The sequence below is a fragment of the Aphanizomenon sp. CS-733/32 genome (assembly GCF_028330045.1).
GTDB lineage: Bacteria > Cyanobacteriota > Cyanobacteriia > Cyanobacteriales > Nostocaceae > Dolichospermum > Dolichospermum gracile.
Genome location: NZ_JAQMSE010000022.1, coordinates 1 through 10,622, shown reverse-complemented (window position 1 = coordinate 10,622; position 10,622 = coordinate 1). Strand labels below are relative to the sequence as shown.

10 protein-coding genes are annotated in these 10,622 nt (G+C 41.5%); all 10 read left to right on the top strand.

The window, feature by feature from the left end:
* Window positions 1-362 precede the first annotated feature (362 nt).
* The 10 genes from PN471_RS01725 to PN471_RS01680 all read left to right on the top strand — a co-directional run bounded on the left by PN471_RS01725 (window position 363) and on the right by PN471_RS01680 (window position 10,414).
* Window positions 363-2,219, top strand: a complete 1,857-nt coding sequence (locus PN471_RS01725; RefSeq protein ID WP_271775406.1) for a phosphodiester glycosidase family protein — start codon at window positions 363-365, stop codon at window positions 2,217-2,219.
* A 184-nt stretch (window positions 2,220-2,403) separates the two neighbouring features.
* Window positions 2,404-2,820 carry a phosphomannose isomerase type II C-terminal cupin domain gene (locus tag PN471_RS01720; protein ID WP_193896737.1) on the top strand — a complete coding sequence of 139 codons (417 nt, stop codon included), beginning with the start codon at window positions 2,404-2,406 and terminating at the stop codon, window positions 2,818-2,820.
* A 104-nt stretch (window positions 2,821-2,924) separates the two neighbouring features.
* Entirely contained in the window at window positions 2,925-3,251 is a 327-nt protein-coding gene (locus PN471_RS01715; RefSeq protein WP_271775405.1) for a HesB/IscA family protein, read from the top strand.
* A gap of 187 nt (window positions 3,252-3,438) precedes the next feature.
* Complete coding sequence (rpsL, locus tag PN471_RS01710; protein ID WP_015078104.1) at window positions 3,439-3,822, top strand: 30S ribosomal protein S12; 384 nt, start codon at window positions 3,439-3,441, stop codon at window positions 3,820-3,822.
* A 379-nt stretch (window positions 3,823-4,201) separates the two neighbouring features.
* A complete protein-coding gene (gene rpsG / locus PN471_RS01705; protein WP_027402058.1) occupies window positions 4,202-4,672 on the top strand; it encodes a 30S ribosomal protein S7 in 471 nt (156 codons plus the stop codon).
* 292 nt (window positions 4,673-4,964) lie between these two features.
* Window positions 4,965-7,043 carry an elongation factor G gene (gene fusA / locus PN471_RS01700; protein WP_271775404.1) on the top strand — a complete coding sequence of 693 codons (2,079 nt, stop codon included), beginning with the start codon at window positions 4,965-4,967 and terminating at the stop codon, window positions 7,041-7,043.
* Between the two features lie 22 nt (window positions 7,044-7,065).
* On the top strand, window positions 7,066-8,295 hold the full coding sequence (gene tuf / locus PN471_RS01695) for an elongation factor Tu (protein ID WP_271775403.1): 1,230 nt from the start codon (window positions 7,066-7,068) through the stop codon (window positions 8,293-8,295).
* A 164-nt stretch (window positions 8,296-8,459) separates the two neighbouring features.
* A complete protein-coding gene (rpsJ, locus tag PN471_RS01690) occupies window positions 8,460-8,777 on the top strand; it encodes a 30S ribosomal protein S10 (protein WP_015113498.1) in 318 nt (105 codons plus the stop codon).
* Between the two features lie 155 nt (window positions 8,778-8,932).
* On the top strand, window positions 8,933-9,583 hold the full coding sequence (locus PN471_RS01685; protein WP_193898336.1) for an LON peptidase substrate-binding domain-containing protein: 651 nt from the start codon (window positions 8,933-8,935) through the stop codon (window positions 9,581-9,583).
* Between the two features lie 390 nt (window positions 9,584-9,973).
* Window positions 9,974-10,414, top strand: a complete 441-nt coding sequence (locus PN471_RS01680; RefSeq protein WP_271775402.1) for a hypothetical protein — start codon at window positions 9,974-9,976, stop codon at window positions 10,412-10,414.
* Window positions 10,415-10,622: the final 208 nt, after the last annotated feature.

Below are 10,622 nucleotides of genomic sequence, written 5' to 3'. Positions count from 1 at the left end.
TAACAGTCTCCAATTAATCTGTATTATTTAAAACAATTGCGGTCAGTATTTTTAGCATGATAGCTGTTTGCTACTTTGAATAAGAGACAAAGACCCAGTTTAAATAGTATCACGAATATTTCTAAAAAAGGTAATTATTTTTTAAATTTTCTGATAAATTTTCGTTAGAGGATGTTTGAAAAGTTCATGGCGAATATAATTCGCTACTACACAAACGAAGTCCACCTATTCCTTCGGAACGCTACGCTAACGTGGACTAATGAAAAGTCAAGGTTTTTAACCCACGAAGGTGGGTTTTGCCTGTGTAGCCGCGATTTCTAATCGCTGGGTTTTGCATAATCACGTTCCCACATACCGAGTCAATGATTCTGAAAATACTGAATTCTGTATTACCGCTACTGTCAACAGCGCTGTGTTTGACTGCTACTTATGGGGCATTGGCTCAAGATACTCCTAGTTTACCAACGCCCGTTCCCAATGCGGTTAGTGCTGGTAATCAAATTATTCTCAATGGCCGGACTTTACCAGGTGCATGGTTACAGCCAACAACAACCACCGTTAGAGGACAAACTTATCTGAGTGATGGCGCACTTAAGCAACTGCTAGGAATAAATCTACTCAATAGTAGTAATCCTAGTAAACAACCAGTCCAATGGTTTTCTGGCTTGACAAATCCCCCCATTCTTAATACATATCTTAGTGGAGGATATCGCTATTTAGACATTACTCAATTAGCACTTAAAGGGGGATGGAAAATTCAAGCCAATGGCAATACCTTGGTAGTTGTTACTCCTCCTTCCCAACTCAAAAACATTCGCGTAGGTAAACAACCAAAAGGAGATAGGGTTGTTTTAGATTTGGATATGGCGACTCCTTGGCAAATTCGCCAAGAATTACCAGTTAAAAGAGTAGTAGATCCTGATGAGATTATCCCTAAATCTACCACACCACCCAATCGAGAATGGACTATCACCCTAGATGGTACTGCTGATCCGGCTTTAATACAACGCTATAACTCTCAACCTACTACACAACCAACTCCCCCATCAATAATTCAAAAAGTGGAATTAGTGAATAATCAAACAATTGTTCGTTTGAGTGTTCCCTTTGGTCTGTCTGTACAAGTTAGCACTATTCCCCAACCCAACCGCTTAGTGATAGATATTAGACCTGATGCAATGGTGGAAAAAACTATTACTTGGGTGCAGGGATTACAATGGCGACAGCAGTGGGTAACTTTAGGAACGGATCGCTTTCCTGTGGTTTGGTTAGATATTAATCCTCGTGCAATGGGATTAAGCATTAAGCCTATATTAACTAATCCGCAAACATTAACTGGTACAGCCCCTTTAATCCAAACTGCTCAAAATTACTTAGCAGTAGCCGCAATTAATGGTGGTTATTTTAACCGCAATAATAGATTACCTTTAGGGGCAATTCGGCAAGATAATCAATGGATATCCGGTCCAATTCTCAACCGAGGAGCGATCGCGTGGAATAATAACGGACAATTCTATTTTGGTCGCCTCACCCTCACAGAAACCCTCCTTACCAACAATAATAACCGTTTGCCTATTTCCCTACTTAATACTGGCTATGTTCAACGCGGTATCGCTCGTTATACTCCAGCCTGGGGAAATACTTACACACCTTTAGCTGATAATGAAACTATCGTAGTTGTCGAAAACAATCAAGTAACCAATCAGTTAGCAGGAGGTAAAAGTGGTATAACTACCATTCCCATTCCCGAAAATGGTTATCTCCTCATCTTCCGTAACCAGACTCCACAACTACCCATTGGTACAAAAATCTCCCTTACCAGCGCCACCACCACACCTGAATTTAGTCGCTACCCCCACATTATTGGTGCAGGTCCCCTATTAGTCCAAAATCGGCAAATAGTTCTAGATGGACCAGCAGAAACATTCAGCCCTGCTTTCATGACAAGTCAAGCAGTTCGCAGCAGTATTTGTACCACTTCCACAGGTAATCTTATGATTGCTGCTGTACATAGTCGGGCTGGTGGTGGTGGTCCAACTTTGGCAGAACAAGCAAAATTAATGCAAACAATGGGTTGTATTAATGCTTTAAATTTAGACGGTGGTAGTTCTACCAGTCTTTATTTAGGCGGTCAGTTAGTTGACCGTTCTCCTAACACAGCAGCCCGTGTTCACAATGGTATTGGGATTTTCATATCACCAAAAGCTGCTAGTCGCTAACAAAAATTCAGAGAATCCATTATTTTTTTGATGAAGACTTTATGTAGACAAATTAGTTTCCCCAAGGGACTTTCCCGTTCAATGGTGAGTTTTGCTATCTTTATCAAAGTGGCTAAATATTGTCCCTTTTCCATCAACTGTTCCCCCTAAAAACAGGTTTGTTATGTCTTCATCTGAGGTAACTATGGCTAAATTATCAGAAACTGCCCCAAATACTCTCACTCTGCAACCAACAATTAATTCTAGAAGTATTGCCGCTGGTGAGTTACGTCCTTGGGGTTCTTTCACAGTCTTAGAAGAAGGGCGCGGATATAAAATTAAACGAATTGAAGTAAAGCCTGGACATCGCCTCAGCTTACAAATGCACCACCACCGCAGTGAACACTGGATTGTTGTTTCCGGTACAGCTAAAGTAGTTTGTGGCGACAGAGAAATCTTATTAAGCAATAATCAATCAACCTATGTCCCCCAATGTACAACCCATCGGTTAGAAAATCCCGGTGTGATTCCCTTGGTTTTAATTGAAGTCCAAAATGGCGAATATCTCGGAGAAGATGATATTATTCGCTATCAAGATGATTATGCCCGTTCGGAAAAGTAGGCAGGGGAGCAGGGGGCAGGGGGCAGGGGAGAGAAATATTCTTTTGCAACGGACAACGGACAACGAACGACGAACAACTGACAACTGACTAATAAGAAAATTCCATGATTCATTTCAGTCCAACAGCCATTAATGAAATCGGGCGCTTAAAATCTCAACAACCATCAGATACCCTATTTCGCTTGCGAGTCAAATCTGGAGGTTGTGCTGATTTGTTTTATGATTTGGCTTTTGATGCAACAGTACAACCTCAAGATCAGGTTTTAGAGTTCCATGATATTCCCGTAATTATAGACCCAGAAAGCCTAAATTACATTAATGGGTTATCCATAGATTATTCAGAAGATTTGATGGGTGGGGGTTTTCGCTTTCACAACCCTCAAGCAACATCAATCTGTAGTTGTGGTAATTCTTTCTCTATTAGTCAGTAGTCATTGGTCACTGGTCAGTTGTCAGTTGTCATTGGGAGAATTCTTTCTCCCCCCTACTTCCCCTACTCCCCCAACTTCCCCTGTTCCCTATTCCCTCCTAAAATTGATTGACAGAAAATCAGGAAAAAAGATATAATCAGGATTTGTTAAAACTTAGATCATAAAGCAGCTTCACGCGCTGTAACTCATGCCAACAATACAGCAGCTAATACGTAGTGAACGCGAACTAGCGCGTCAGAAAACCAAGTCCCCTGCTCTGAAGCAATGTCCGCAACGTCGAGGCGTTTGCACCAGAGTATACACAACTACACCTAAAAAGCCTAACTCAGCACTCCGTAAGGTAGCCAGGGTAAGACTTACCTCTGGATTTGAAGTAACAGCTTACATCCCAGGTATCGGTCATAACTTACAAGAACACTCCGTAGTTATGATTCGTGGTGGTCGGGTCAAAGACTTGCCCGGAGTTAGATACCACATTATTCGTGGCACATTAGATACAGCCGGAGTTAAAGACCGGAAACAAGGCCGTTCCAAATATGGAACTAAGCTCCCAAAAGCAGGTAAAAAATAGGTAAGTGGCGGTTAATCGCGTCAAATACGGTTAATCGTCCTACCTGCCAACTGCATAAAAACCAGCAGTAACGAATTTTTTTAAGAAAATCAAACTGGATCTGGCATAAAAAAAAGTTGTATGAGTTTGGAGAGGATAATCTTGTAAACGATAACAGCACTTTAATCTAAATTTTAAAGTTGATCAAGTTGTCGTCTTCTGTGTCTGGTAGCAGATAACAAGTGAATTAATTCAGCCTCCTCTTAACTGACAGCGATAGCATGGCGCAAGCGATAAAGGAAAATGTAGGAAAAATCAGCGGCTAATTAAACCGCCTTTAGTTTCCTGTGTTCTGATAGCATATAATTTCGTGGTCAAATTCGGTATTCAAGGATGAAGTATGTCTCGTCGTGGTGTTAGTCAAAGGCGCGCAGTCCCGCCTGACTCAGTGTATAATAGTCGCTTGATCAGCATGATGATGCGACGGATAATGCGTCATGGCAAAAAATCAATTGCCGCAAGGATAGTTTATGACGCTTTGAAAACTATTGAAGAACGCACTGGTGGAAGTCCATTAGAAACTTTTGAAAAAGCAGTGCGTAACGCTACACCATTAGTAGAAGTAAAAGCTCGCCGAGTTGGTGGAGCAACCTACCAAGTACCAATGGAAGTACGTACAGATCGCGGTACTACCCTAGCATTGCGGTGGTTGGTGCAGTATTCTCGCCAACGTCCAGGAAGAACTATGGCTGGGAGACTAGCTAATGAGTTAATGGATGCTGCGAATGAAACTGGTAGTGCTATTCGTAAGCGCGAAGAAACACACCGGATGGCAGAAGCAAACAAAGCGTTTGCACATTATCGTTACTAACTAGAAAAACGATATATCGTCTTCTCGTGTGCGGTATATCGTAGAATTTATAGCTAATGCCCAAAGATTGGCAAGTATCTGACTGGTACATATAGCACAGCGTCAATAAACCAACCATTTCCAAAAGCCAAAAAGCCTATACAGTCTTAATTTTGACTTTTGATTTTTGACTTTTGACTTCCGCTCTGCGGTACTAGGCTCACAAAAAAAAGACGGTTTTCCGTAAAAGTATAGAATCTTAACAAAGAGTAATATACGAGATATCATGAGGCGACAACGTTAGGAGGTAACTGTGGCACGCACGAACCCGCTAGAGAAAGTACGCAATATCGGTATTGCGGCGCATATAGATGCGGGCAAAACAACGACAACAGAGAGAATATTATTTTACTCTGGGATCATTCATAAGATTGGCGAAGTTCACGAAGGAACTGCTGTTACAGACTGGATGGAACAAGAACGGGAGCGGGGAATTACCATCACTGCTGCTGCGATTAGTACCAGTTGGAATGATCATCAAATTAACATTATTGATACTCCAGGTCACGTAGATTTCACTATTGAAGTTGAACGTTCCATGCGAGTATTAGATGGTGTAATCGCTGTATTTTGTTCCGTAGGTGGTGTCCAACCACAATCAGAAACAGTATGGCGACAAGCAGACCGCTATAAAGTACCTCGCATTGCCTTTATTAACAAGATGGATCGCACTGGTGCGAACTTCTATAAAGTGCATGACCAGATGTGCGATCGCTTGCGAGCTAACGCCATTGCTATTCAACTGCCCATCGGTAGTGAAACTGACTTTAAAGGGATTATAGACTTGGTGAAAATGTGTGCATATATGTACACAAACGATCAAGGAACTGATATCCAAACCACAGAAATCCCCGCCGACCTAGCCGAAAAAGCAGCCCAATACCGCATCAAGTTGGTAGAGGCAGTATCAGAAACTGATGACACGCTGATGAATAAGTACTTCGAGGGCGAAGAACTGACAGAAGCAGAAATCCGTGCTGCCCTTCGGAAAGGAACAATTGCTGGGACAATCGTACCAGTGCTTTGCGGTTCAGCCTTTAAGAACAAAGGCGTGCAATTGATGTTGGATGCGGTAATAGATTACCTACCATCACCACTGGAAGTTCCCCCAATTCAAGGCACATTACTCAACGGTGATCCCGTAGAACGTCATGCTGATGATGAAGAACCATTATCAGCTTTGGCATTTAAGATTATGGCTGATCCTTATGGTCGCCTCACCTTCGTTCGTGTTTATTCTGGGGTGCTGAAGAAAGGTAGTTACGTTCTTAACGTCAGCAAGAATAAAAAAGAACGAATTTCTCGGTTAGTGCTGATGAAAGCAGATGACCGACAAGACGTAGATGAACTACGGGCAGGTGATTTGGGTGCTGCTTTAGGATTAAAAGACACCTTGACAGGTGATACACTTTGTGATGAAGGTTCACCAGTGATTTTGGAATCCTTGTTTATTCCTGAGCCTGTGATCTCGGTAGCGGTTGAACCCAAAACCAAGAACGACATGGACAAGCTTTCCAAAGCTCTGCAATCTTTGAGTGAAGAAGACCCCACCTTCCGTGTGCGTGTTGATCCAGAAACCAACCAAACCGTAATTGCGGGCATGGGGGAATTGCACCTGGAAATTCTTGTAGATCGGATGTTACGAGAATTTAAAGTCGAAGCAAACGTTGGTGCGCCCCAAGTGGCTTACCGCGAAACCATTCGCAAAGCCGTCGAGAAAATTGATGGTAAATTTATCCGTCAGAGTGGTGGTAAGGGTCAGTATGGTCACGTGGTGATCAATTTAGAACCAGGTGAACCCGGTACAGGTTTTGTCTTTGTTTCTAAAATTGTCGGTGGGATCGTACCTAAAGAGTACATCGGACCGGCTGAACAGGGCATGAAAGAATGTTGTGAATCTGGTATTTTAGCTGGATATCCACTGATTGATATCAAAGCCACATTAATACATGGTTCTTACCATGATGTAGACTCTTCAGAAATGGCTTTCAAAATTGCTGGTTCTATGGCAATCAAGGAAGCGGCTGCCAAAGCCTCTCCTGTCCTCTTAGAGCCGATTATGAAAGTTGAAGTAGAAGTACCTGAAGATTACATTGGTAACGTGATTGGTGATTTAATCTCCCGTCGGGGACAGATTGAAAGCCAAAGCACTGAACAGGGATTGGCAAAAGTGGTATCGAAAGTTCCATTGGCAACCATGTTTGGTTATGCCACTGATATCCGGTCGAAAACCCAAGGTCGAGGTATCTTTACGATGGAGTTTAGTACATACGAGGAAGTACCTCGGAGTGTGGCTGAAACTATCATTGCCAAAAGTAAAGGGAACGCTTAATTAAAAAAGGAAACGATTATTCATGGCACGCGCAAAGTTTGAAAGAAATAAACCTCACGTTAATATCGGTACTGTTGGTCACGTTGACCATGGTAAAACTACTTTAACAGCAGCTATTACCATGACTTTGGCTGCTAATGGTCAAGCTACAGCTAAAGGTTACGATCAAATTGATAATGCACCCGAAGAAAAAGCACGGGGTATTACTATCAACACAGCCCACGTTGAGTATGAAACCGATAGCCGCCACTATGCTCACGTAGATTGTCCTGGACACGCTGACTATGTAAAAAACATGATCACTGGTGCAGCGCAAATGGATGGAGGCATCCTCGTAGTTGCTGCTACTGATGGTCCTATGCCCCAAACCCGTGAACACATCCTCTTGGCAAAACAAGTGGGTGTTCCTAGTCTGGTCGTCTTCTTGAACAAAGAAGATATGATGGATGACGAGGAATTGATGGAATTGGTAGAAATGGAATTGCGGGAACTATTGACCAGCTATGATTTTGATGGTGACAATATCCCCATTATCAAAGGTTCAGGTCTACAAGCTCTGCAAGCAATGACCGCTAATCCTAAAATTCAACGTGGCCAAGATAAGTGGGTAGATAAAATCTATGAATTGATGGATGCTGTAGATGCTTATATTCCTACTCCTGAGAGGGCTATAGACAAACCATTCTTGATGGCTGTAGAAGATGTGTTCACCATCACGGGTCGTGGGACTGTGGCTACTGGACGGATCGAACGCGGTAAAGTTAAGGTTAACGATAACGTGGAATTGATTGGTATTAGAGATACCCGTAGTACCACTGTTACCGGGATCGAGATGTTCAAGAAGAGTCTTGATGAAGGTATGGCTGGCGATAACGCTGGTGTACTACTACGCGGTATGAAAAAGGAAGACATTGAGCGCGGTATGGTAATCGCTAAACCAGGCTCAATTACACCTCACACTCAGTTTGAAGGCGAAGTTTACGTTTTAACTGAGAAAGAAGGTGGTCGGAAAACACCATTTTTTGCTGGTTATCGTCCTCAGTTCTATGTGCGGACAACTGATGTAACTGGTACAATCAAAGCCTTTACTGCTGATGATGGTACAGATGTGGAAATGGTTATGCCTGGCGATCGCATCAAGGTGACAGTAGAATTGATCAACCCGGTCGCTATTGAAGAAGGTATGCGCTTCGCTATTCGTGAAGGTGGCCGGACTATTGGTGCTGGCGTTGTTGCTAAGATATTGAAATAACACTCACGTTTTTGCTCTCATTTAAAAGGAGTGGAGATGAATCCTAAAATCTCTGCTCCTTTCTATTCCCATAAACAATTTTAAATTTTGGATTGGGGATGAAATTTAACATCTAACAATCTAAAATCTAAAGTCTAAAATTTACCGAACCTGGAAAACTAAACATGGCAACTCTACAACAGCAGAAGATTAGAATTCGCTTGAAGGCATTTGACCGACGTTTATTAGATACATCTTGCGAGAAGATTGTAGACACCGCTAACCGGACTAACGCCACAGCTATTGGACCGATTCCTTTACCAACAAAACGCAAGATATATTGCGTACTGCGATCGCCTCACGTAGATAAAGATTCCCGCGAACACTTTGAAACCCGCACCCATCGCCGGATTATTGACATTTACCAGCCTTCTTCTAAAACTATTGATGCACTCATGAAGCTAGATTTGCCTTCTGGTGTGGATATTGAAGTTAAGTTGTAAGTTTGTCATTGGTCAATAAATAAGATCCCCGACTTTTTAGAAAAGTCGGGGATCTGTTCTTTTCTTAATGATAAAATATAAATAAAGTACAGAGAAAGTCGGGAAGAATATAATATTTTAAGACTACAATTTATACTTAACTAACAATACTCACAATGACATCTTCTTCTAAAATTGCAGTGCGTGAACTACCTCTATTCCCATTACCAGAAGTGGTTTTATTTCCGACTAGACCATTACCTTTACATATTTTTGAGTTTCGCTACAGAATCATGATGAATACGATTTTGGAGAGCGATCGCCGATTTGGGGTATTGATGATTGATCCCACCAAGGGGACAATTGCTAATGTGGGTTGTTGTGCGGAAATTCTCCATTATCAGCGGCTACCTGATGACAGAATCAAGCTATTAGCTTTAGGACAACAAAGATTTCGGGTTTTAGAATATGTCCGCGAAAAGCCCTATCGCGTCGGTTTGGTAGAATGGATTGAAGACCAACCACCAGCTAAGGATTTACGTCCTTTAGCATCTGAGGTAGAACAACTGTTGCGAGATGTGGTGCGTCTTTCGTCCAAGTTAACAGAACAAGAGATTGAATTACCAAACGATTTACCAGATTTACCCACAGAACTATCTTATTGGATAGCGAGTAATCTCTATGGTGTTGCTCCCGAACAGCAAGCATTATTAGAAATCCAGGATACAGTTGCTCGTTTAGAACGAGAAGCGGAAATTCTCACTTCTACTCGTAATCATTTAGCAGCGCGTTCTGTGCTTAAAGATACCTTTAATGAGATGGGATAAACTTGCCAAAGACGACGGCAGAATGGGCTGACTTAGGGAAAATAGAATGTATACTGAAAACGGTTAATAGTTTAACCAAATATGAAACCCCTCTCCAAACCTCTCCCCGCAACGGGGAGAGGCTTTGAACTTGTTCTTTGTATGATAAAAACCTGAGTTGGATGTAAGAGAACCAGCTAAAAATGAGTATTCAAAAGGGTTAGAGGCTTTTCTGGAAAGAGCCTATATTCTCAATAAACCTTAATTATTGAGAAATTAATAGGAAACCATCCTAGATTTAAGTAAATTTTCATAACAAAATCTAAATTTATATTACGAATACTATTTGAATACAAACTCAAAGTACCTCAGATTAGGGACAATAGAAGAGGTTTAATTAAATACAAAGGTGTGGTTTGGTTGCGTTTTGGCGGATTAACTCCATGTAAAACTCTCAAGTTACCAACGACTTTACCGACGGAATTAAAATGTCAGTTAAGGCTAATCAAGCGCAATGGTAGATGGGAAATACATTACACAACTGACATCCAAAAAGCCGAAAAAAAGACCGAGGGTAAAATAATTGGATGTTACCGAGGTTATAAAGAAGTTTATGCCACATCATCTAACGATGGTGCTAGATTTTTAGGTAATGATTTTGGTAAAATCCAAACAGAAGAGACTGATTATAGAACAGCTAAACAAGTTAAACGCAACAAAATCAGGTCAGTTTTTAGCAAGTCTACGAAGAAAGGAAACAGTGCCAAAGCTGATAGAATCAAACGGAATAATCTTGGTAAAATCAAGTGGAATAATCGGGAAACATCCTTTAAAGTAGGATTCAAACAATAGTTTTTACAGCTACGCATGACTTGATGACAGATGCAATCAAGGTAGCTTTTGAAGATTTGACGGAGCAAATAAAACCCACATTCCGCACCCCAAACTGTCACAGATCAAAAAAGCCCTTAAAGTAGTACATAATAACTAAAGTCAATTCAAAAATTAAGATGCTTAATGAGAATAAATAGCATTAAAAGCGAAATGGTGTGATAAAGTG